Origin of the sequence: Paraburkholderia sp. SARCC-3016, from assembly GCF_031119615.1 — a bacterium.
Lineage (GTDB): Bacteria > Pseudomonadota > Gammaproteobacteria > Burkholderiales > Burkholderiaceae > Paraburkholderia.
In genome coordinates this window covers 33,374-54,123 of record NZ_JAVHZD010000038.1, presented here as the reverse complement: position 1 = coordinate 54,123, position 20,750 = coordinate 33,374, and the positions used below count along the sequence as shown (strand labels likewise).

Sequence of the window (20,750 nt, the reverse complement as noted above, 5' to 3'; positions counted from 1 at the left end):
GGTTCGCGTGGCGCGTGAAGCGGCCGTTCAGATTGAAACCGCTGAAGAAGTAAGCAGGGGAATGCGGCTTCTTGCCGGATAACGGCGTACAGCAAGATGACAGGCGGGATGAACTCGCCGATACCCCGATGAGTCGACTAGCTGGACGTATTCGAATTTTTGCACGCGCGCTACCGCGGCTCCTTGCGAAGCCGCTGCGCCGCAAGCCGTTGCATCCGCAACGGATTCTGATCGCACACCATCTGTTGCTCGGCGATACGCTGCTGCTGGCGCCGCTGCTCGCGAAGCTGCGCGCGCAGTATCGCGACGCGCAGATCGTGCTCGCGTGCCCGAAGGCAATCGCACCGCTCTATGCGGGCCGGCCGTTCGGCGTGACCGCGTTGCCGTTCGATCCGCGCGATCTGGCGAGCGTGCTCGGCGTGCTGCGTTCGGGCCCGTACGACCTCGGCATCGTAGCCGGAGACAACCGGCATAGCTGGCTCGCGCTTGCCGCCGGGTGCCGGTGGATCGTCGCGCATGCGCATGACGTGCCCGCGTGGAAAAACTGGCCCGTCGACGAAGCTGTGCCCTATCCGGACGTACCGGCCGCATGGGCGGACCTGACGGCCGACCTCGTGCCCGGCGACGAACCGCGCCCCTATCATCCTGCCGATTGGCCGGCGCCGTCCCATGTCGAACTTCCTGATGCGGATCAGCTCGCGCGGCCTTACGTCGTACTGCATCCGGGCGCGAGCACCGCGGTCAAGCGCTGGCCCGACGCGCGCTGGCTCGAGGTCGCACGGTTCGTCGAAGCGCGCGGCTATATGCCGGTATGGAGCGGCGGCCCCGGCGAAGTCGAATTGATCCGCGCGATCGACCCCGACCCGCATCATCCGAATCTTGCCGGCCGGCTCGGGCTCGGCGAATTGTGGCATCTGTTTGCCGGCGCGAAAGCGATCGTCTGCCCCGATACCGGCGTCGCGCATCTGGGACGCCTCGTCGGCGTGCCGACCATCGCGCTCTTCGGTCCCGGCAATGCGTCGATTCACGGCGCGGGCCGATACTGGCGCAATGTGCCGTTTGTCGCGGTCACGATCGCCGAGATGCCGTGCCGCGACGAGCCTTTTATTTTCCGCCGCAGGGTCGAGTGGGTGCGGCGCTGCGACCGCAATGCGACGACCTGTGTCGCGTGGCGCGGCGACCACGCGGACTGCATGGGCCGGCTGTCCGTCGCCGCGGTGTGCGATGCGCTGCAAAACGTTCTGGTGAAGGTGCAATGAGCCTGATCGCGGCGCGCCTCGAGCGCGCACTCTGGGTCGCGTGCCCGGTGCTCCTGTTCGTTCTGATGTTCGCGCATATGACGGCGATCGTGTACATCGCGCTGGCCTTGCTGGCGATCGGCACGCTTGCCGCCGCATGGTCCGCGTTCCGCGCGCGTGGCGCGCGCGGTTTGAAATGGCCGCTCGCACTGCCGATCGCCGCATGGGCGGCGTGGACGCTTGCGTCGATCGGCTGGTCGTTTGCGCCGTCGGTGAGCCTGCACGCGTGGTTCGACGAAGTGTTCTATCCGCTCGTCGCATTCTGGGCGTTCTGGGTGCTCGGCAAAAAGAGCGCGCACCCCGAGCGGTTCGTGTGCATCGCGTGGCTCGCCTGTGCGGTGCTCGTGCTGACGAGCGTCGTCTACTGGGGCCGTTTACAGCCGCCGACGGCCGACACCTTTCTGTTGCACTACTACGCGCGCGTCGGCCACACGAGCACGCTCGCGATCTTCGCGCTCACGCTGTTCGCCGGCACGCTGCTGACGCGGCCGCGCTGGCGGGCGGTGGGGGCGCTCGGCATCGTGCTGTGCCTGTTCATCGGTCTTGCGACCTTGAACCGTTTCTTCTGGCCGGCGGTTGCGGTGACGCTCGTGATCGCGTTCTATCCGCTCTATCGCCGGCATCTGGTGCTGGCCGCCGTGTCGATCGTGATCGTCGCGGTCGCGGGGCTCGGCACGCTCGAACTCAGTTCGCGCCTGCGAATCGGCGAGGCGATGGTGCAGGCGCCGCGCGGTGCGCTCACGGTCGACGGCCACGCGCTCTATCTGCCGCGCGCGCTATCGGGCATCGACGATACGATGGCCGGCGACACGCGCCCGCGCCTGTGGGCGTTTTATTCGTCGGCGGCAAAGTCGCACGAGTGGCTCGGCATCGGTTTCGGCAAGCCGCTGCCAGGTCTCGCGTATCACAGCGTGATGCCCGCTGCGCTGTTGAAGCTCGAGCCCGTTGCGCTCACGCATGCGCACAACCTGTTTCTCAATACGTGGCTGCAAACCGGCCTGATCGGGCTTGCGCTGCAGATCGTGCTGTTCGCGGCGTTGATTGCGCGTTTCTGGCAGTTGCGGCGCGTGAACTTGTGGATAGCCATGGCGGGCGTCGCGCTTGTCGTCGGCATGATTACCAAGAACATAACCGACGATTTCATGTGGCAAACGACCATGCTCGCATTCTGGTCGTTCGCGGGCCTGATGCTCGGCTGCGGCGAGCGGCAGCGCGGCGAGCGCGGGCAGATGCCGCAGACATGGCGCGATACCGGCTGACCGGTCGCCGGCGCGATCGCGCAGGCTGCAGGATACCGAGGCCCGTGCGGATATTTTCGACCGGCTTTGCAAGACGAAACGGCACGCAAGGTGTAGGCGTGCACGGGCCTCGGCTATACGCTCGCGCGCACATCAATCTCACGCGCCGCTTGTCACAAGCGACAAGACCGAAAGATCAGGATGCGTGCCGTCGATAATGCTGCGGCCGACGTTGAGCGCTTCGGCGAATGCGTCTTGCGCCGTGGCGAACGCGTCGTCGCCGTCCGCATGAAACGGCACCGTGTGGCCGGGCAGCGCGACCGTAGCGCCCGGGTGGCAAACGTAGCCGATGTACGTGTAGCGCGCAGGCTCGCGTGCATCGGCCGACGCAAAGCCCGCGCCATTCGAGCGGTCGGTGCTGTGTTTGGGACGCGTCGACACGTGGATCTCGAATCCTTCGTAGCCGACCGCTTCATGATCGACCGTTTGCGAGCTGACGTTATCGTCGGACATGGTGGCCTCGCTACAAACGCGATATTGCACAGCGGGTGCTGCCAGCGAGCGTCCTCAATGCCGATGCCGCATCCGTTCCCACAAATGGCGGCGATCGAAGCGCCCTTCGGTGCGGTCGGCTGTCTTGCCGCGATGGGTATGGCGTCTGAACTGGTGAGTCAGAAGAATCGCCGCGAAAGCGATGAACACCACTGCTATCACGACGCTTACCATCGATTCAGCCATGGCAGCCTCCGTTTTGATCCCAGTCACATACAAAGTCTAGGCGACGCAGGCAATCCGCACGGCGTGCGGGCGGCGGCGCTAATCTTCCGAAAATGTAACGGCTTGTAACGTCTACACGGAGCACGACGAAATTGCGCGGTGCGGCAACGCTTCGTTTAGCGTTTCGGGCGGCGCTCGTCCGCGAGCAGCGCCTCGAGGCCGAATAGCCAAGCGATGCCAAGGGTGAGCAGTCCGACGGGAGTCGGTCCCGGTTCGGCATCGGATTCACAGGCGGGCGCGGGAGCCGGCCCAGCGAACGACCCGAAGCATTGCCCGAAACCCGGTGCTTCGGCGGTGGACTCTTCGATGATTTCGATGCGGTCGGCGTGCATGGCGGTGGTCCGGGTGCTGTGAGGTAAGTGGATTCAGCAAACGCCGTGCCATCTCGCTGAACGCCCCGTCTGACACGGGTTACGCGGTAACCGAGAGTTCATCCTATGCCACCTGGCCGAGGCGAAGCGCGCTTTCACCCTAGCTACAATCGAAGCTTGCAATTCGCCAATTATGGTAGCTACAATAATGCAGATGCACGTTACTTACGACTCGTTGAAGAACGAGAGCAATCTCGCCAAACATGGCGTCGATTTGTCGTCTGCCTCGTATCTCGACTGGTCTGAAGTGATGGCTTGTGTCGATACGCGCCGCGATTACCGCGAAGTTCGGGAAATCGGCTACGGCGTCATTGGCGAGCGTCTGTTCTGTGTCGTCTTCACGCAGCGAGACGACACGATGCATATCATCAGTCTGCGCAAGGCGAACCAGCGAGAGGTCAGAAATTATGTCGAGCAAATCGAAGATCGTCATGCCGACTTCGGATGAAGACGAGGCAATCAATCGCGCAATCGCGGCGGACCCCGACACCTTCGAAGTCCCCGCCGAGGCATTCAGGCAGATGAAGCCGCTCGGCTCGCGCGGCCGGCCGCGGCTCGAGTCGCCGAAAGTGCTCGTCTCGATCCGCTATGACGCGGATATCATCGAACGCTTCCGTGCGACCGGCGAGGGCTGGCAAACGCGCATGAACGACGCGTTGCGCGATTGGCTGCGCGTGCATCAGCCGTTGTGAGTCAGTCGGTGAAGCCTGATGCCAGGCGGAGTGAGAAGTAGCAGGAAGCGGTGCAAAAAGCGATCTCCCGCCCTACATCAGCACGATGTCGTACTGTTCCTGGCTCAGATTCGATTCCACCTGCAGCGACACCGGCTTGCCTATGAAGTCGATCAGCATCGCGAGGTGCTGCGATTCCTCTTCGAGAAACAGGTCGATCACCTGCTGCGATGCGACCACGCGAAACTCGCGCGGATTGAATTGACGCGACTCGCGCAGAATCTCGCGCAGCACGTCGTAGCAAACGGTGCGCGCGGTCTTGACCTGCCCCTTGCCCTGGCATACGGGGCAGGGCTCGCACAGCACGTGCGCGAGCGATTCGCGCGTGCGTTTGCGCGTCATTTCCACCAATCCCAACTGCGAGAAGCCGTTCACGGTCACGCGCGTGCGATCTCGCGCGAGCGCCTTTTTCAGTTCGGACAGCACCTGGTCGCGATGTTCGACGTTCTCCATATCGATGAAATCGATGATGATCACGCCGCCCAGATTGCGCAGCCGCAGTTGCCGCGCGATCGTGTGCGCGGCTTCGAGGTTGGTCTTGAAGATCGTATCGTCGAAGTTGCGGGCACCGACGTAGCCGCCGGTATTCACGTCGATCGTCGTCATCGCCTCGGTCTGGTCGATCACGAGATAGCCGCCCGATTTCAGATCGACGCGCCGCGATAACGCGCGCTGAATTTCGGTCTCGATGTTGTACAGATCGAAAAGCGGCCGCTCGCCGGAGTAGTGATGCAGCTTTGCGAGCACCGCGGGCGTAAATTCTGTCGCGAACTCGGAAAGCATCTGAAACGTCTCGCGCGAGTCGACCTGAATGCGTGACGTATCGTCGTTGACGAAATCGCGCAGTACGCGCTGCGCGAGATTCAGATCCTGATACAGCAGGCTCGTCGCCGGCAAGCGCTGCGATTGCGACTGAATCGTCGCCCACGTTTTGCGCAAATAAGCGACGTCGGCGGCGAGTTCTTCGCTCGTTGCATCTTCGGCGATCGTGCGCACGATATAGCCGCCTTTTTCATCGACCGGCAGCACCGACGTGAGCCGCGCGCGGATCGCTTCACGCTCGGCTTCGCTCTCGATCTTCTGCGAAATGCCGATATGCGGTTCCTGCGGCAAATAAACGAGCGTGCGCCCGGCGATACTGACTTGCGTAGACAGCCGCGCGCCCTTCGTGCCGATCGGATCCTTGACCACTTGCACCATCAGCGTCTGACCTTCGAAAACGATCTTTTCGATCGGCTGATGCGGCACGTTCTGCGGCATTTCGCCTGGAGCGCGCCCCGCGATGCGCGGATGCCAGATGTCGGCCACGTGCAGAAACGCGGCGCGCTCGAGACCGATATCGATGAACGCGGATTGCATGCCCGGCAGCACGCGCACGACCTTGCCGAGATACACATTGCCGACCCGCCCGCGCGACAGCGTGCGTTCGACGTGAAGCTCCTGTACGGCACCTTGCTGGACCAACGCGACACGCGTCTCCTGCGGCGTGACGTTGATCAGGATCTCTTCGTTCATGGTGTTGTTCTAGAAGTCGATGCGCGCCGCGCGCAGTAGCGCAGCGGTCTCATAAAGCGGCAAACCCATGATACCCGAATAGGACCCGTCGATATGTTCGATGAACTCGGCGGCGCGCCCCTGCACACCGTACGCGCCGGCCTTGCCGAGCGGTTCGCCGCTTGCCGCATAGCGCGTGAGCGCATCGTGCGTCACCGGCGCGAAACGCACGCGCGAGCTCGAGAGTACGGCGGGCAACTGCGCGCCGGCCGCATCGACGACGGCTACCGCGGTCAGCACTTCGTGGGCGCGGCCGGCAAGGCGCGTGAGCATCCGGACCGCATCGCCGGCGTCGTGCGGCTTGCCGAGGATCGCATCGTCGATCGTGACCGTTGTGTCCGCAACGAGAATCGGCGCGCTGGCGTGGCCGCTCGCTTCGAGGCGCTTGCGCGCGGCGCGCGCCTTCTCCACGCAAACGCGCATCACGTAATCGTGGGCGCGTTCGCCGGGCAGTTCGGCTTCGAGCGCTTCGGCGTCCTCGTCCGGGCGCGGCAGCAGGAGTTCGAAACGCACGCCGAGTTGCTGCAGCAACTCCTGTCTGCGCGGGCTTTGCGAAGCGAGATAAACAAACGGATAGAGGCCGTTGGACGACGTTGGCATGAATGAATCCTGGCAAATGGGTTCGGGCGAGTTCAGGCAAGCGCAAGCGGGCGCAACAGGACGCAAGCGCGTTAAAGCGTGTTCAAGCGGCTTCAGATGTGGCAACCTGGCGCGTTGCCCACCCGCCTCGCACGTTCACGCCCGATGGTACGGATGATTCTGCGTGATCGTCCACGCACGATAAAGCTGTTCGGCGAGCAGCACGCGCACCATCGCATGCGGCAGCGTGAGGCTCGACAGCCGTAGCAGCAGGTCCGCGCGCGCCTTGAGCGCGGGATCGAGGCCGTCCGCGCCGCCGATCAGAAACGCGACGTCGCGGCCGTCCTGCTGCCAGCCGGGCAGGGCGCCGGCAAGCTGCATCGTGGTCCAGTCCTTGCCGCGTTCGTCGAGCGCGACGATGCGTGCGTTTTTCGGCAGCGCCGCTTCGATGCGCTGCCGCTCAGCGGCCATCACGCTGTCGGCGGGACGTCCGGACGAGCGTTGCTGCGGTTTGAGTTCGCGCAGTTCGATGCGCAGTTCGGGCGGCATCCGCTTCGCGTATTCGTCGAAGCCGCTGGCGATCCAGTCGGGCATCTTGTGGCCGACGGCCAGGATATGCAATTTCATTGGAAACGGGCGTGGCGCCGCGCGTCACCGGCGCGCGCGAGCCATGCGATGCGCCTAGCGGCGCCGCGCCGGCGCGCGACGTGCCGGGGCCGGGCGCGCGACGGCCTCAGCTTCTTCGTCTTCATCGTCGGCGACGCGCGCACCGCCGAACGGGCTCGAGTTGGCCAGCTTTACGCGCACGGGCTTGTCGCCCCAGATTTCTTCGAGGTTGTAGTACTGGCGCAGCGCCGGTTGCAGAATATGGACGACCGCATCGCCGCAGTCGACGAGCACCCATTCGCCGATGTCCTCGCCTTCGGTGCTGACGATATCGCCGCCGGCCTCCTTCACCTTCTCGCGCACGCTGGACGCGAGCGCTTTCGTCTGCCGGTTCGACGTGCCGCTCGCGATGATCACGCGGTCGAACAGCTCGGTCAGGTGGCTGGTGTTGAACACCTTGATGTCTTGTGCCTTGACGTCCTCGAGCGCGTCGACGATCGTGCGTTGCAGCTTGCGTATATCCATTTTTACGATTGGTAAAGGTGATGTTGAACAATATAGTCCCACACCGGGGCGGGCACCTCGCTTTCCGGGCCGGTGTCGGTGTGGTCTGCCGCGCCGCGGGCCGTGCCGTGGCCGCTCGCGCGACGGGCCGCCGTGTTTGCGGCGTCGTTCGCTAACCGTTCGCGTTCGTCGAGCTGACGCCTCAACTGCGCGCGGATATCGGTTGCCGAAATGTCGGACGCAAGTGTCGTATCGATCAGCAGGCGGCCTGCCGGGGTTGCGCGCAGCACCTCGGCACTGGCCGAACGCGCGGCGATCGTCGCGGCGACGGTTGGCGACGCCGCGGACCGGTCGAAGCCCGGCCGCGTCGCCGCGCAGATGTGCGCGTAGTCGAACAGGCGTTGCCAGTCGTGCCATGTATCGAGGCGCACGAGCTGGTCCGCGCCGATCAGCAGCGACAGCGACGCGTCCGCGCCTTCCCGTTCGCGCCAGCGCCGCAACGTGTCGACCGTATAGGTCGGGCCATCGTGCTCGATCTCGTCGGTCGCGACCGTGACCGACACGCCCGGCAGGTTCAGCGCGCCGGCGGCGGCGCGCGTCATCGCGAGCCGATGCGGCGCGCCGGACACGCCGGCTTTCTGCCACGGCTGCCCCGCGGGCAGCAGGATCAGGTCGGTCAGTTGCAGCACGTCGGAAAAGCGGCGGGCGAGCGCGAGATGACCGTTGTGGATCGGGTCGAACGTGCCGCCGAGCACGCCGACGCGGCGCGCAAGAGGCTTGCCCGCCGTGGCTGACCTATGCGGCTGTGGCGCCGTCGCCAACGGCGCGCCTGTCTCGTTCAGACCCATTCGCGCGGTACGAGGAAGTCGGTGTAGAGGCGCGCTTCCGGCGTACCGGGTTCCGGTTGCCAGTCGTAGCGCCAGTTTGCGGCCGGCGGCATCGACATCAGGATCGACTCGGTGCGTCCGCCGCTTTGCAGCCCGAACAGTGTGCCACGGTCGAACACGAGATTGAATTCGACGTAGCGCCCGCGCCGGTACGCCTGAAACGCGCGCTGCGCCTCGCCGTAAGTCTGGTTGCGGCGCTTTTCGACAATCGGCAGATACGCGTCGAGAAACGCGTCGCCTACGCTTTTCGTCATCGCGAACGACTGTTCGAAGCCTGGCTCCGCATAGTCGTCGAAGAAAATGCCGCCGATGCCGCGCGCTTCGTTACGATGCTTGAGGAAGAAGTAGTCGTCGCACCAGCGCTTGAAGCGCGGGTACAGGTCCGCGCCGAACGGCTGCAGCGCGTCGCGGCACGTGCGGTGAAAATGCTGCGCGTCTTCTTCGTAGCCGTAAAAGGGCGTGAGATCCATGCCGCCGCCGAACCAGAACACCGGCGGCTCGCCGTCCTTCGTCGCGACGAGCATCCGCACGTTCATATGCACGGTCGGGCAGTACGGATTGTGCGGGTGCAGCACGAGCGAAACGCCTGCCGCTTCGAAGCCGCGGCCTGCCAGTTGCGGGCGCAGTGCGCTGGCCGACGCGGGCAGCGCGTCGCCGGCGACGTCGGAAAAGCCAATGCCCGCGCGCTCGAAAAAGCGCCCGCCTTCGAGAATGCGCGTGCAGCCTCCGCCGCGCAGTTTGCCGCCGGGGGCGCGCTGCCAGGTGTCGGTCGCGAACGGAACGCCGTCGAATGCGCCGAGCGTATCGGCAATGCGGGTTTGCAGACCCTGCAGCCAGTTGCGCACGGCCGCCGCGTCGAAAGTCGAATCTGTCATCGGTCTGTGGGGGCCGCGCGTGATGCCGGTTCGCGCGGCGGATTGTTCGTCAAAAGGAAAGCCGGGGACGCGCCCGATAAAACCGGCCGCGTCGGCAGGCAACGCGCCGTATTCTGTCATGCGTATGCCGACGATAAACGGTAAATGCCGGTTTCGCAGGAGCCGCGGCGCTCAACGGCGCGCCGGCGCGCTTGTCGGAATCCGTTCATCGCACGAATGAGCGAAGTTTAGCGCCGGCGGGGCGGTCGGGCACCCGAGAGTGGGGACGCCGCCTCTGGACAGGCAATCGGACCGACCGCCGATGTCCTGCGGTGTTCTGCCTTGCCTGCTAATGCTTGCGATTGACCGCGCGATAACCGATGTCGCGCCGGTACTGCATCCCGTCGAACGAAATCTGGTTGATCGTCTCGTACGCAACCGACTGCGCGCTGCGTACCGAGTCGGCGAGCCCGACGACGCACAAAACACGTCCGCCCGACGTCGAGAGCTTGCCGTTCGCGAGCGTCGTGCCCGCGTGGAACGTCACCGCATCGGCGGTTTCGGCCGGAACGCCGTTGATCCGGTCGCCCTTGCGCGGCGTGTCCGGATAGTTGTGCGCGGCGAGTACGACGCCAAGCGCCGTGCGGCGGTCCCATTCGAGCTCGACGGTGTCGAGCGTGCCGGCAATGGCCTGCTCGACGACTTTCGAAAAATCGCCCTTGAGGCGCGCCATGATCGGCTGGGTCTCCGGGTCGCCCATCCGGCAGTTGAATTCGAGCGTCCGCGGATTGCCCTGCGCATCGATCATCAGGCCCGCATACAGGAAGCCGGTAAAGCGGATGCCTTCCTTTTCCATGCCGCGCACGGTCGGCAGGATGATTTCGCGCATCACGCGCGCATGCAGTTGCGGCGTGACGATCGGCGCGGGCGAGTAGGCGCCCATGCCGCCCGTGTTCGGGCCTGCGTCGCCGTCCAGCAGACGCTTGTGGTCCTGACTCGAGGCAAGCGGCAGCACGTGCTTGCCGTCGACCATCACGATAAAGCTCGCTTCTTCGCCGGCGAGGAATTCCTCGATGACGACGCGCGCGCCGGCGTCGCCGAGCTTATTGTCCGACAGCATCATGTCGACGGCCGCGTGCGCCTCGTCGAGCGTCTGGGCGACCACGACGCCCTTGCCCGCGGCGAGCCCGTCGGCCTTGATCACGATCGGCGCGCCTTTCGCGTCGATATACGCGTGCGCGGCAGCCGTGTCGGCGAAGGTTTCGTATTCAGCGGTCGGAATCGCGTGGCGCTTCATGAACGCCTTCGCGAAATCCTTCGAGCTTTCGAGCTGTGCGGCCTCGCGCGACGGTCCAAAAATCTTGAGCCCGCGCGAACGGAACAGGTTGACGATGCCGGCGGCGAGCGGCTGTTCCGGCCCGACTAACGTGAAGGCGATCTGTTCCTTCTCCGCGAAGTCGGCGAGCGCGTTCAGATCGACGATGTCGATGTTGCGCAGACGCTCATCCTGCGCAGTGCCGCCATTGCCCGGCGCGACATAGACGAGCTGGACCCGCGGCGACTGCGCGAGCTTCCACGCGAGCGCATGTTCGCGACCGCCGGATCCGACGACGAGTAACTTCATGAAATTCCCCGAATGCTATCAACCATGAACGGCTGGCCAGGCTGCTGGAGCGGGCTGCTGGTGCGCCGCCGGCCGTGAATACCTGCAAGATTCGCATAACTCGCATCGAACGCCTGTGACGAAGCCAACACAAATCGCGAAACCGATGCCAGACCGCCGCCTGGTATGGAACGGCGGTGCGGCCGTCAACGCGTCACTCTTCGACGATCGCTGCGTTTGTGTACACCTCTTGCACGTCGTCGAGATTCTCGAGCGCATCGAGGAGCTTCTGCATTTTCACCGCGTCGTCGCCGGCGAACTCGACTTCCGTCTGCGGCTTCATCGTGACTTCGGCGAGTTCGGCCTTGAAGCCGGCCGCTTCGAGCGCGGCCTTGACCTTCGGGAAGTCGTTCGGCGGACACAGCACTTCGATACTGCCGTCTTCGTTCGTCACGACGTCGTCGGCGCCCGCTTCGAGCGCTGCTTCCATCAGCTTGTCTTCGGCTGTACCGGGCGCAAACAGGAACTGGCCGACGTGATCGAACATGAACGACACCGAGCCGTCCGTGCCCATATTGCCGCCGAACTTCGAAAACGCGTGCCGCACCTCGGCGACCGTGCGCGTGCGGTTGTCGGTCATCGTATCGACAATGATCGCCGCGCCGCCGATGCCGTAGCCTTCGTAGCGGATTTCCTCGTAGTTCGCGCCGTCGACGCCGCCGGTGCCGCGCTGGATCGCGCGGTTGATGTTGTCCTTCGGCATGTTCGCGTCGTACGCCTTGTCGACCGCGAGCCGCAGACGCGGGTTCGAGTCGATCTCTCCGCCGCCCATGCGCGCGGCGACCTGAATTTCCTTGATAAGCCGCGTCCACACCTTGCCCTTCTTGGCATCGGCCGCTGCTTTCTTATGCTTGATGTTGGCCCATTTCGAATGACCCGCCATACTTTTCTCCAGCGCGCGCGCCAGCGGGGCGCACGCATGTGCAATTTGTCGTCGCGTGATTGTGTGCAATGTGGGCGCGTTTCGCGAGACGCGCCTCGGTCCAAGCTCAGCTGCGCGGACCCTTGATGGACCTGTTTTGCCGGATGCCACTCAGTGTCGCCCGGTGTCCGCCCGGTGTCCTCTCAGTGCCCGGCGTGCCGTACGCTGCCTACGTGAGAGCGCGACGTGCGGGCGGCGATGTGCGGGGCAGTTCAGGCAGGGCGAGCCGCTCCATGCGCGGACTGCGATTTTATCATGGCGCCGATGCGCGGCGGATGCGTGGCGCGTACGCGGCATTGCGCGAGAACCGCCGGAACGCGCCTCGCGCGGGCCGAATCGCGTGACGCCCGCGCGGGCGCCCGAGGCTGCACAGGTGCGGGCAGGTGCGCTCGGGCGCTAGTTCTTCGTGCCGAACAGCCGGTCGCCGGCATCGCCGAGGCCCGGGATGATATAAGCGTGCTCGTCCAGATGCGAATCGAGCGACGCGACAAAGAGCTTCACATCGGGATGCGCGCCGTGGAAGACCTTGACCCCTTCGGGCGCCGCGACGAGCGCAAGAAATGAAATGTTCTCGCCGGCCACGCCGCGGCGCTTGAGCACATCGACCGCATGAACGGCCGAGTAGCCGGTTGCGACCATCGGGTCGCACAGAATAAAGATGCGGTCTTCGAGATCGGGCAGCCGCACGAGGTACTCGACCGGCCGATGGTCGACGTCGCGATAGACGCCGATATGGCCGACTCGCGCCGACGGAATCAGCTCCATGAGCCCGTCGGACATGCCCACGCCCGCGCGCAGCACGGGGACGATCGCGAGCTTTTTGCCGGCGATGACCGGCGCATCGACCTCGACGAGCGGCGTGGTGACGCGGCGCGTGGTCATCGGCAGGTTGCGCGTGATCTCGTAGCCCATCAGCAAGGTGATTTCGCGCAGCAACTCGCGGAATGTGCGCGTCGACGTATCGCGGTCGCGCATATGGGTGAGTTTGTGCTGGATCAGCGGGTGGTCGAGGATAAACAGATTGGGAAAACGGCTGTCCTGTGTCATGGCGCGGCGCGAGGCGAAGGGATGGGAGACGGACCGTCGGACCGGTGCGCCACTCGTGCAAGTTTACCGAAAGTATTGGCAGAAGAAACACGAGATTTCCAGGACGGCCATTCGGCGAACCCATTTGGCAAACCCTTCAATGCGATTGACCGGATAAGTCGGCGTCGGCAGCGTCGCGTCGATTCTTCTAGAATCGGGGACATTTGCGGGCGCTTGCCGTCGGGATGTCCGGTGCGCATAACGGGCAACGCCCATCGACGACAGAGACGCGACGGGCAAACGCCAAAGCAAACGCCCAAGCAAACGCCCAAGCAAACGCGACAGGCAAACGCGACAGCGACATTCAACGAGGAGGCATCTTATGGATCTGGGAATTGCAGGGCGCACCGCGCTGGTTTGCGCGGCGAGCAAGGGGCTTGGCCGCGGTTGCGCCGAGGCGCTGGCAGCCGAAGGCGTGCATATCGTGATCCTCGCGCGCACCGCTGATACGCTCGAGAAGACGGCCGAAGAAATTCGCGCGACCGTTGCCGCAAAAAGCGGTGCAACCGTCAAGACCATCGCGTGCGACATCACGACGCCCGAGGGCCGCGCGGCCGCGCTCGCCGCGTGTCCGCAGCCCGATATTCTCGTGACCAACGCCGGCGGTCCGCCGCCCGGCGACTTTCGCAGCTTCACGCACGACGACTGGATCAGCGCGCTCGAAGCGAACATGCTCACGCCGATCGAGCTGATTCGCGCGACGATCGACGGCATGATCTCGCGCGGTTTCGGGCGCGTAGTCAACATTACGAGTTCGTCGGTGAAGGCGCCGATCGATACCCTGGGTCTTTCCAATGGCGCGCGTTCGGGCCTGACCGGGTTCGTGGCCGGCGTCGCGCGCAAGGTCGCGCCGCACGGCGTGACGATCAACAATCTGCTGCCCGGCGCCTTCGATACCGATCGCATTGCGGCCACGATGGCTGCGCAGATGAAGGCGCAAAACATCACCATGGAAGAAGCGCGCACGCGGCGCGTGGCCGGCATTCCGGCGCGCCGTTTCGGCACATCGGACGAATTCGGCCGTACCTGCGCATTTTTGTGCAGCGTGCACGCGGGCTATATCACGGGGCAGAATCTGCTGATCGACGGCGGCGCTTATCCGGGCACTTATTGAACGGGCAACTTCCGGAACGGGCAACCTCCGGCAGACCTGCAACGGGCGCAACGCACGCGCAACGACAACCATACTCGAGCAACAGGCATCAGGGGGGAACCGATAGATGACGGCACGCATCGCGCTGATCGCGCACGACCATAAAAAAGACGACATCGTCAAACTCGCCGGCGAATATGTGGATACGCTGAAGCGCTGCGATCTGCTTGCGACCGGTACGACGGGGGCGCGCGTGACGGCGGCGCACGGACTCGAAGTCGAACGGATGCTGTCCGGCCCTAACGGCGGCGACCTGCAGATCGGCGCGCAACTCGCCGAAGGCCGCGTCGACATGGTGATTTTTCTGCGCGACCCGATGACGCCGCAGCCGCACGAGCCCGATATCAACGCGCTCGTGCGCGCATGCGATGTCCATAACGTGCCGTGCGCGACGAATATCTCGACCGCACGGATGATTCTCGATGTACTGGCGCTGCGCATGACGCAGCACATCTGAACGAGCTGGACGCACTGGAGAACGGCAACGATGGTCAAGGCGATACGATTCGACAAGACGGGCGGCCCCGACGTGATGAAGTGGGTCGACGTCGACGTGGGCGACCCGGGTGCGGGTGAAATCCGCATCAGGCAGCATGCGGTCGGCCTCAACTACATCGACGTGTATTTTCGCAACGGCCTGTATCCGTTGCCGCTGCCGGGCGGGCTCGGCATGGAGGCCGCCGGCGAAGTCGTCGCGGTCGGCGAAGGCGTCACGCAGTTCAAGGAGGGCGACCGCGTCGCATACGCGGAGCGACCGCCGGGCGCGTATGCGCAGGAGCGCGTGATGCCGGCCGCGAAGGTCGTGAAGATTCCCGATGCGATCGGCTACGACGAAGCGGCGTCGGTCATGCTGCAAGGTCTGACCGCGCAATACCTGCTGCGCCGCACGTATCGCGTGAAGGCCGGCGATACGATCCTGATCCAGGCGGCCGCGGGCGGCGTCGGCCTGCTGGTCTGCCAGTGGGCGAAGGCGCTCGGCGTGACCGTGATCGGCACGGTCGGCTCGGACGAAAAGGCGGAGCTCGCGAAGGCGCACGGCTGCGACCACCCGATCGTCTACACGCGCGAAAACTTCACGAAGCGCGTGCGCGAGCTGACGAATGGCGCCGGCGTGCCGGTCGTCTACGACTCGATCGGCAAGGACACGTATATCGCGTCGCTCGACTGCCTCGCGCCGCTCGGCATGTTCGTCTCGTTCGGCAGTTCGTCGGGTCCGTTGCCGCCGATCGATTCACAGGAACTCGCAAGCCGCGGCTCGCTGTTTTTCACGCGGCCGACGCTCTTTTCCTATATCGGCAAGCGCAGCGACCTCGAAACGATGTCGGCCGAACTGTTCGACATGCTCGTATCGGGCAGGGTGAAAACGAGCGTGAACCAGCGCTACGCGCTCGCCGATGTCGCCAAGGCGCATGAAGACCTCGAAGCGCGTCGCACGACGGGCTCGACGATACTCGTGCCCTGATCGAGGAAACCGGATCGACGCGCGTGGCGCCGTGTTAAAGGTTCCTTAGCGGATCCTTGCTTTTTACCGCGCGTACGAGTCGCCGCTGCGCCTCGCACAGCCCTATGCCGCGGGGCTCCGGGGCTTTCGCAGCGCTCGTCGCATCACTTTCAAAGCCGTTCCATGTCGCCGTGGAACGGCTTTTTGTTTACGCCATTTTTATATCGCTCCAGCGATCTTTGACCAGGCCTTTATCCGAATCGGCATAACGTTCCGCATCCATAGCCAACAATGGGGAACATGAGATGGATGTGCTGTATGTCGGGGGCCTCGTGGTCATCACGGTGCTCACCTTCGGGCTCGTCGCCGGCTGCTCGAAGCTGATGCAATTCCGGCGGGGACAGGGAGCGCGCTCATGAACTGGATCCTCTGGCTATCGGGCGCCGCGACGGCGTTCCTCTTCGTTTATCTGGTTTATGCGCTGCTGCGCGCGGAGGACATTGAATGAACGCCAACAATGTCTTGCAGACGACGATCTATATCGTCGTCCTGCTCGCGCTATCCGTGCCGGTCGCGGGCTACATCACGCGTGTCATGGACGGCTCGTCGCGTGTCGTGCGCTGGTTCGGCCCGCTCGAAAAGCTGTTGTATCGCATCGCGGGCGTCGATGCGTCGGCCGAGATGGGCTGGAAGCAATACACGATCGTGACGCTCGCCTTCAACGTGCTCGGCCTCGTGGCCCTGTATCTGATCCTGCGCGTGCAAGGCTTCTTGCCGGGCAATCCGCAAGCGCTTGGCGCGATGACGCCCGACGGCGCATTCGATACCGCGATCAGCTTCGTCACGAACACGAACTGGCAGGACTACTCGGGGGAGCAGACGGTCAGCTATCTGACGCAGATGCTCGGCTTCACCGTGCAGAACTTCCTGTCGGCGGCCACCGGCATCGTCGTCGTGATCGCGCTGATCCGCGGCTTCGCGCGCCATTCGGCCAAAACCATCGGCAACTTCTGGGTCGATATCACGCGCGTGACGCTGTACGTGCTGATCCCGATGTCGGTCGTCATTGCCGTGGTCCTCATGAGCCAGGGGGTGATCCAGAACTTCAAGGCCTACGAAGATGTGCCTACGCTGCAGACCACTACGTATTCAGCGCCGAAGGTCGACGCGCAAGGCAACCCGGTCAAGGACGCGAAGGGCAATCCGGTGATGGTCGATACGCCGGTCGCGAAGCAGACGATCGCGATGGGCCCGGTCGCCTCGCAGGAAGCGATCAAGATGCTCGGCACGAACGGCGGCGGTTTCTTCAACGCGAACTCCGCGCATCCATTCGAGAACCCGACACCGTTCGCGAACTTCGTCCAGATGATCTCGATGCTGCTCATTCCGGCGGCGCTGTGTCTCGTGTTCGGCCGGATGGTCGCCGATAAGCGCCAGGGCGTCGCGCTGCTCGCCTTCATGACGATCGCGTTCGCCGTATGCGTTGCGGTCGAGATCGGTTCCGAGCAGGTCGGCAATCCGGCGTTCACCGCGTTGCACGTCGATCAGACCGCGAGCGCGCTGCAGTCCGGCGGCAACATGGAAGGCAAGGAAACGCGCTTCGGCATCGCGCAGTCGGGCATCTTCGCGGTCGCGACCACGGCGGCTTCGTGCGGCGCGGTCAATAACGCGCACGACTCGCTTACTCCGCTGGGCGGCCTCGTCCCGATGCTGTTGATCCAGCTCGGCGAAGTGGTGTTCGGCGGCGTGGGTTCCGGTCTCTATGGTGCGCTCGCGTTCGCGCTGCTGGCGGTGTTCGTCGCAGGCCTGATGATCGGCCGCACGCCCGAATACGTCGGCAAGAAGATCGAAGCGTACGAAATGAAGATGGTGTCGATCGTGATCCTGCTGACGCCGTTGCTCGTGCTGGTCGGCGCGTCGGTCGGCGTGCTCACGGATGCGGGCAAGGCCGGCATCCTGAACCCGGGCCCGCACGGCTTCTCGGAGATCCTCTACGCGTTCAGCTCGGCCGCGAACAACAACGGCAGTGCATTCGGCGGCCTGACGGTGAGCACGCCGTTCTACAACGTGGCGCTCGGTATCTGCATGTGGTTCGGCCGCTTCGGCTCGCTGATCGCGGTGCTCGCGATCGCCGGCTCGCTCGCGGAGAAGAAGCGCCTTGGCGTCACGGGCGGCACGCTGCCGACGCACGGTTCGCTCTTCGTCGCGCTGCTGCTCGGCACCGTGCTGCTGGTCGGCGCGCTGACCTACGTACCGGCGCTCGCGCTCGGTCCCGGCGTCGAGCAGCTGATGATGGTTCTCGGCCATTGATGGCGGGGCCTGCAGACAGAATTATTCGAGGAAGAAATGACTGAACATTCCGCAACCCGGTCCATGTTCGACCCGGCGCTGATCCGCCCGGCGATCGTGGACTCCTTCAAGAAACTGACGCCGCGCACGCAGTTCCGCAATCCGGTCATGTTCTGCGTGTACGTCGGCAGCATCCTGACCACGATCCTGTGGATCGCTGCGCTCGCGGGCGAGGCCGAGGCGCCGGCCGGTTTCATTCTCGCCGTCGCGCTGTGGCTGTGGTTCACAGTGCTCTTCGCGAACTTCGCGGAGGCGCTCGCCGAAGGCCGTTCGAAGGCGCAGGCGGCGTCGCTGCGCAGCGCGAAGAAAGACGTGATGGCCAAGAAGCTCAACGAGCCGCATCCGAAGGCGCCGATCCGCATCACGACGGCAACCGATCTGCGCAAGGGCGACGTCGTGCTCGTCGAAACGGGCGACACGATTCCGGCCGACGGCGAAGTGATCGAGGGCGTCGCGTCGGTCGACGAATCGGCGATCACCGGTGAATCCGCGCCGGTGATCCGCGAATCGGGCGGCGACTTCTCGTCGGTGACGGGCGGCACGCGCGTGCTGTCCGACTGGATCGTCGTGCGTGTCACGGCGAATCCGGGCGAAGCGTTCCTCGACCGCATGATCGCGATGGTCGAAGGCGCGAAGCGTCAGAAAACGCCGAACGAAATCGCGCTGACCATTCTGCTCGTCGCGCTGAGCATCGTGCTGCTGCTTGCCACGGCCACGCTGCTGCCGTTCTCGATGTTCGCGGTCGAAGCGGTCAAGGCCGGCCACGTCGTGACGATCACCGTGCTCGTCGCGCTGCTCGTCTGCCTGATTCCGACGACGATCGGCGGCCTGCTGTCCGCGATCGGCGTGGCCGGCATGAGCCGCATGATGCAGGCGAACGTGATCGCCACCTCCGGCCGCGCGGTCGAAGCGGCCGGCGACGTGGACGTGCTGCTGCTCGACAAGACCGGCACGATCACGCTCGGCAACCGCCAGGCGTCGGCCTTCGTGCCGGCGCCCGGTGTCGCCGAAGACGCGTTCGCCGATGCCGCGCAGCTCGCATCGCTCGCCGACGAAACGCCGGAAGGCCGCAGCATCGTCGTGCTCGCGAAGCAGCGCTTCAATATTCGCCAGCGCGATATGGCGGCGCTGCATCCGACTTTCATCGCATTCAGCGCGCAAACGCGCATGAGCGGCGTCGACCTCGCGGACCGCGAAATCCGCAAGGGCGCTTCCGATGCGGTGAAGGCTTATGTCGAAGCGCGCGGCGGCCGTTTCCCGGCCGAAGTGAACCACGTCGTCACCGAAGTCGCGCGGCGCGGCAGCACGCCGCTCGTGGTGGCCGAGAAGGGCGAGCATGGGGCGCGCGTGCTCGGCGTGATCGAGCTCAAGGACGTCGTGAAGGGCGGCATCAAGGAGCGTTTCGCCGAACTGCGCAAGATGGGCATCAAGACCGTGATGGTGACCGGCGACAACCGGCTGACCGCCGCGGCGATCGCGGCCGAAGCGGGCGTCGACGACTTCCTCGCGGAAGCGACGCCGGAAGCGAAGCTCGCGACGATCCGCGCGCACCAGGCCGAAGGCCGCCTCGTCGCGATGACCGGCGACGGCACCAACGACGCACCGGCGCTCGCGCAGGCCGACGTCGCGGTCGCGATGAACACCGGTACGCAGGCGGCGAAGGAAGCGGGCAACATGGTCGATCTCGATTCGAATCCGACGAAGCTCATCGAGATCGTCGAGATCGGCAAGCAGATGCTGATGACGCGCGGTTCGCTGACCACGTTCTCGATCGCCAACGACGTCGCGAAGTACTTCGCGATCATTCCGGCGGCATTCGCGTCGACGTATCCGCAACTGCGCGTGCTCGACGTCATGCACCTGGCCACGCCGGCGTCGGCCATTCTGTCGGCGGTGATCTTCAACGCGATCATCATCGTGATGCTGATTCCGCTCGCGCTGAAAGGCGTCAGGTACCGGCCGATCGGCGCCGCCTCGCTGTTGCGCCGCAATCTGCTCGTGTACGGCCTCGGCGGCATCATCCTGCCGTTCCCGTGCATCAAGCTGATCGACATGGTGATTGCCGCATGCGGCTGGGCCTGATGCGCGCGATGTTCAATTGAGGAAACCATCATGAAATCCATGTTTCGTCCACTGATCGTGCTGTTCGTCGTGCTCACTGCGATCACCGGTCTCGCGTATCCCGCCGTGATGACCGGCATCGGTCAGGCTGTCTTCAACCACGAGGCGAACGGCAGCCTGATCGGGCAGAACGGCAAGGTGGTCGGCTCCGCGCTGATCGGCCAGCAGTTCGACGCGCCGAAGTATTTCTGGGGGCGCCTGTCGGCCACGAGCCCGAACCCGTACAACGCGAGCGGTTCGAGCGCGTCGAACCTCGGTCCGCTGAATTCGTCGCTGACCGATAACGTGAAGGGCCGCCTCGATGCGTTGAAGGCCGCCGGCACCGATATGTCGGAGCCCGTGCCCGTCGATCTCGTGACGTCGTCGGGCAGCGGTCTCGACCCCGAGATCACGCCGGCCGCGGCCGCGTACCAGGTCGCGCGGGTCGCCAAGGCGCGTAATCTGCAGCCGTCCGACGTGCAGGCGCTCGTCGAGCGGTACACGTCGGGCCGCCAGTTCGGCATCTTCGGCGAGTCCCGCGTGAACGTGCTCGAGCTCAATCTCGCGCTCGACGCGATGCAGCACGGCTGATTCGCGCAACTGCCGGGAGACCGGGGGCGGCGCTCATGCGGGCGCC

General features: G+C 64.7%; 24 protein-coding genes. 12 read left to right on the top strand and 12 right to left on the bottom strand.

Translation table 11 applies throughout. The features are described 5' to 3' along the window. The first annotated feature begins 128 nt into the window (after positions 1–128). On the top strand, positions 129–1,259 hold the full coding sequence (locus tag QYH69_RS30280) for a glycosyltransferase family 9 protein (RefSeq protein WP_308835353.1): 1,131 nt from the start codon (positions 129–131) through the stop codon (positions 1,257–1,259). Then, positions 1,256–2,557, top strand: coding sequence for an O-antigen ligase family protein (locus tag QYH69_RS30275; protein WP_308835352.1), 1,302 nt, complete (start codon positions 1,256–1,258; stop codon positions 2,555–2,557). Before QYH69_RS30280 ends, QYH69_RS30275 begins: the two co-directional genes overlap by 4 nt. A gap of 138 nt (positions 2,558–2,695) precedes the next feature. Here QYH69_RS30275 and QYH69_RS30270 read toward each other — a convergent pair whose 3' ends face one another. From QYH69_RS30270 to QYH69_RS30260, 3 genes are all read right to left on the bottom strand, one after another. Continuing rightward, complete coding sequence (locus QYH69_RS30270) at positions 2,696–3,049, bottom strand: hypothetical protein (RefSeq protein ID WP_308835351.1); 354 nt, start codon at positions 3,047–3,049, stop codon at positions 2,696–2,698. A gap of 54 nt (positions 3,050–3,103) precedes the next feature. Beyond that, on the bottom strand, positions 3,104–3,274 hold the full coding sequence (locus QYH69_RS30265; protein WP_308835350.1) for a hypothetical protein: 171 nt from the start codon (positions 3,272–3,274) through the stop codon (positions 3,104–3,106). A 155-nt stretch (positions 3,275–3,429) separates the two neighbouring features. Continuing rightward, positions 3,430–3,645 (bottom strand): hypothetical protein, encoded by a 216-nt coding sequence (locus QYH69_RS30260; protein WP_308835349.1) that lies wholly within the window; start codon positions 3,643–3,645, stop codon positions 3,430–3,432. Between the two features lie 187 nt (positions 3,646–3,832). Here QYH69_RS30260 and QYH69_RS30255 point away from each other — a divergent pair, with 187 nt between their 5' ends. Both QYH69_RS30255 and QYH69_RS30250 read left to right on the top strand, forming a co-directional pair. Continuing rightward, positions 3,833–4,132, top strand: a complete 300-nt coding sequence (locus QYH69_RS30255; protein ID WP_308835348.1) for a BrnT family toxin — start codon at positions 3,833–3,835, stop codon at positions 4,130–4,132. Next, entirely contained in the window at positions 4,092–4,376 is a 285-nt protein-coding gene (locus tag QYH69_RS30250) for a BrnA antitoxin family protein (protein WP_308835347.1), read from the top strand. The genes QYH69_RS30255 and QYH69_RS30250 overlap by 41 nt, the downstream gene beginning before the upstream one ends. Positions 4,377–4,448: 72 nt before the next feature. Here the strand turns inward: QYH69_RS30250 and rng are convergent, their stop codons facing one another. The 9 genes from rng to upp all read right to left on the bottom strand — a co-directional run bounded on the left by rng (position 4,449) and on the right by upp (position 13,031). After that, positions 4,449–5,930, bottom strand: a complete 1,482-nt coding sequence (rng, locus tag QYH69_RS30245; RefSeq protein ID WP_075157645.1) for a ribonuclease G — start codon at positions 5,928–5,930, stop codon at positions 4,449–4,451. A 9-nt stretch (positions 5,931–5,939) separates the two neighbouring features. Continuing rightward, the gene (locus tag QYH69_RS30240; protein ID WP_308835346.1) at positions 5,940–6,569 is read right to left on the bottom strand and encodes a Maf family protein; all 630 of its coding nucleotides are present in this window, start codon (positions 6,567–6,569) and stop codon (positions 5,940–5,942) included. A gap of 135 nt (positions 6,570–6,704) precedes the next feature. After that, positions 6,705–7,175, bottom strand: coding sequence for a 23S rRNA (pseudouridine(1915)-N(3))-methyltransferase RlmH (gene rlmH / locus QYH69_RS30235; RefSeq protein WP_308835345.1), 471 nt, complete (start codon positions 7,173–7,175; stop codon positions 6,705–6,707). Positions 7,176–7,229: 54 nt separating this feature from the next. Next, positions 7,230–7,679, bottom strand: a complete 450-nt coding sequence (gene rsfS, locus QYH69_RS30230) for a ribosome silencing factor (RefSeq protein ID WP_308835344.1) — start codon at positions 7,677–7,679, stop codon at positions 7,230–7,232. A gap of 2 nt (positions 7,680–7,681) precedes the next feature. Further along, positions 7,682–8,506, bottom strand: coding sequence for a nicotinate-nucleotide adenylyltransferase (locus QYH69_RS30225; protein WP_374992522.1), 825 nt, complete (start codon positions 8,504–8,506; stop codon positions 7,682–7,684). Beyond that, complete coding sequence (gene hemF / locus QYH69_RS30220; protein WP_308835342.1) at positions 8,497–9,420, bottom strand: oxygen-dependent coproporphyrinogen oxidase; 924 nt, start codon at positions 9,418–9,420, stop codon at positions 8,497–8,499. The genes QYH69_RS30225 and hemF overlap by 10 nt, the downstream gene beginning before the upstream one ends. A 328-nt stretch (positions 9,421–9,748) precedes the next feature. After that, positions 9,749–11,023 carry a phosphoribosylamine--glycine ligase gene (gene purD / locus QYH69_RS30215; protein WP_308835341.1) on the bottom strand — a complete coding sequence of 425 codons (1,275 nt, stop codon included), beginning with the start codon at positions 11,021–11,023 and terminating at the stop codon, positions 9,749–9,751. A gap of 193 nt (positions 11,024–11,216) precedes the next feature. Further along, positions 11,217–11,945, bottom strand: a complete 729-nt coding sequence (locus QYH69_RS30210) for a YebC/PmpR family DNA-binding transcriptional regulator (RefSeq protein WP_308835340.1) — start codon at positions 11,943–11,945, stop codon at positions 11,217–11,219. Positions 11,946–12,380: 435 nt separating this feature from the next. Then, positions 12,381–13,031 carry a uracil phosphoribosyltransferase gene (upp, locus tag QYH69_RS30205; RefSeq protein WP_308835339.1) on the bottom strand — a complete coding sequence of 217 codons (651 nt, stop codon included), beginning with the start codon at positions 13,029–13,031 and terminating at the stop codon, positions 12,381–12,383. Between the two features lie 361 nt (positions 13,032–13,392). On the opposite strand from upp, the gene QYH69_RS30200 reads away from it, so the two are divergent. From QYH69_RS30200 to kdpC, 8 genes are all read left to right on the top strand, one after another. Then, entirely contained in the window at positions 13,393–14,184 is a 792-nt protein-coding gene (locus QYH69_RS30200; protein ID WP_308835338.1) for an SDR family oxidoreductase, read from the top strand. A gap of 106 nt (positions 14,185–14,290) precedes the next feature. Then, positions 14,291–14,680: a methylglyoxal synthase gene (locus QYH69_RS30195; protein WP_308835337.1), complete on the top strand. Its 390-nt coding sequence runs from the start codon at positions 14,291–14,293 to the stop codon at positions 14,678–14,680. A 30-nt stretch (positions 14,681–14,710) separates the two neighbouring features. Beyond that, on the top strand, positions 14,711–15,685 hold the full coding sequence (locus tag QYH69_RS30190) for a quinone oxidoreductase (RefSeq protein ID WP_308835336.1): 975 nt from the start codon (positions 14,711–14,713) through the stop codon (positions 15,683–15,685). 284 nt (positions 15,686–15,969) lie between these two features. Beyond that, entirely contained in the window at positions 15,970–16,083 is a 114-nt protein-coding gene (locus tag QYH69_RS30185; RefSeq protein WP_075157633.1) for a potassium ABC transporter ATPase, read from the top strand. Then, the gene (gene kdpF, locus QYH69_RS30180; protein WP_075157632.1) at positions 16,080–16,172 is read left to right on the top strand and encodes a K(+)-transporting ATPase subunit F; all 93 of its coding nucleotides are present in this window, start codon (positions 16,080–16,082) and stop codon (positions 16,170–16,172) included. Before QYH69_RS30185 ends, kdpF begins: the two co-directional genes overlap by 4 nt. Next, positions 16,169–17,974, top strand: a complete 1,806-nt coding sequence (gene kdpA / locus QYH69_RS30175; RefSeq protein WP_308835335.1) for a potassium-transporting ATPase subunit KdpA — start codon at positions 16,169–16,171, stop codon at positions 17,972–17,974. The genes kdpF and kdpA overlap by 4 nt, the downstream gene beginning before the upstream one ends. A 36-nt stretch (positions 17,975–18,010) precedes the next feature. Next, on the top strand, positions 18,011–20,095 hold the full coding sequence (kdpB, locus tag QYH69_RS30170; protein WP_308835334.1) for a potassium-transporting ATPase subunit KdpB: 2,085 nt from the start codon (positions 18,011–18,013) through the stop codon (positions 20,093–20,095). 30 nt (positions 20,096–20,125) lie between these two features. Beyond that, positions 20,126–20,704, top strand: a complete 579-nt coding sequence (gene kdpC, locus QYH69_RS30165; protein ID WP_308835333.1) for a potassium-transporting ATPase subunit KdpC — start codon at positions 20,126–20,128, stop codon at positions 20,702–20,704. Positions 20,705–20,750 lie beyond the last annotated feature (46 nt).

Bases quoted from the DNA above. Each gene is read 5' to 3' on its own strand.
- QYH69_RS30260 (WP_308835349.1), bottom strand. From the start codon at position 3,645: ATGCACGCCGACCGCATCGAAATCATCGAAGAGTCCACCGCCGAAGCA.
- kdpB (WP_308835334.1), top strand. From the start codon at position 18,011: ATGACTGAACATTCCGCAACCCGGTCCATGTTCGACCCGGCGCTGATC.
- kdpC (WP_308835333.1), top strand. From the start codon at position 20,126: ATGAAATCCATGTTTCGTCCACTGATCGTGCTGTTCGTCGTGCTCACT.
- QYH69_RS30240 (WP_308835346.1), bottom strand. From the start codon at position 6,569: ATGCCAACGTCGTCCAACGGCCTCTATCCGTTTGTTTATCTCGCTTCG.
- QYH69_RS30270 (WP_308835351.1), bottom strand. From the start codon at position 3,049: ATGTCCGACGATAACGTCAGCTCGCAAACGGTCGATCATGAAGCGGTC.
- rlmH (WP_308835345.1), bottom strand. From the start codon at position 7,175: ATGAAATTGCATATCCTGGCCGTCGGCCACAAGATGCCCGACTGGATC.
- QYH69_RS30265 (WP_308835350.1), bottom strand. From the start codon at position 3,274: ATGGCTGAATCGATGGTAAGCGTCGTGATAGCAGTGGTGTTCATCGCT.
- QYH69_RS30280 (WP_308835353.1), top strand. From the start codon at position 129: ATGAGTCGACTAGCTGGACGTATTCGAATTTTTGCACGCGCGCTACCG.
- kdpA (WP_308835335.1), top strand. From the start codon at position 16,169: ATGAACGCCAACAATGTCTTGCAGACGACGATCTATATCGTCGTCCTG.
- QYH69_RS30210 (WP_308835340.1), bottom strand. From the start codon at position 11,945: ATGGCGGGTCATTCGAAATGGGCCAACATCAAGCATAAGAAAGCAGCG.
- kdpF (WP_075157632.1), top strand. From the start codon at position 16,080: ATGAACTGGATCCTCTGGCTATCGGGCGCCGCGACGGCGTTCCTCTTC.
- QYH69_RS30190 (WP_308835336.1), top strand. From the start codon at position 14,711: ATGGTCAAGGCGATACGATTCGACAAGACGGGCGGCCCCGACGTGATG.
- purD (WP_308835341.1), bottom strand. From the start codon at position 11,023: ATGAAGTTACTCGTCGTCGGATCCGGCGGTCGCGAACATGCGCTCGCG.
- QYH69_RS30195 (WP_308835337.1), top strand. From the start codon at position 14,291: ATGACGGCACGCATCGCGCTGATCGCGCACGACCATAAAAAAGACGAC.
- QYH69_RS30185 (WP_075157633.1), top strand. From the start codon at position 15,970: ATGGATGTGCTGTATGTCGGGGGCCTCGTGGTCATCACGGTGCTCACC.
- QYH69_RS30200 (WP_308835338.1), top strand. From the start codon at position 13,393: ATGGATCTGGGAATTGCAGGGCGCACCGCGCTGGTTTGCGCGGCGAGC.
- hemF (WP_308835342.1), bottom strand. From the start codon at position 9,420: ATGACAGATTCGACTTTCGACGCGGCGGCCGTGCGCAACTGGCTGCAG.
- rng (WP_075157645.1), bottom strand. From the start codon at position 5,930: ATGAACGAAGAGATCCTGATCAACGTCACGCCGCAGGAGACGCGTGTC.
- QYH69_RS30275 (WP_308835352.1), top strand. From the start codon at position 1,256: ATGAGCCTGATCGCGGCGCGCCTCGAGCGCGCACTCTGGGTCGCGTGC.
- rsfS (WP_308835344.1), bottom strand. From the start codon at position 7,679: ATGGATATACGCAAGCTGCAACGCACGATCGTCGACGCGCTCGAGGAC.
- QYH69_RS30225 (WP_374992522.1), bottom strand. From the start codon at position 8,506: ATGGGTCTGAACGAGACAGGCGCGCCGTTGGCGACGGCGCCACAGCCG.
- QYH69_RS30255 (WP_308835348.1), top strand. From the start codon at position 3,833: ATGCAGATGCACGTTACTTACGACTCGTTGAAGAACGAGAGCAATCTC.
- QYH69_RS30250 (WP_308835347.1), top strand. From the start codon at position 4,092: ATGTCGAGCAAATCGAAGATCGTCATGCCGACTTCGGATGAAGACGAG.
- upp (WP_308835339.1), bottom strand. From the start codon at position 13,031: ATGACACAGGACAGCCGTTTTCCCAATCTGTTTATCCTCGACCACCCG.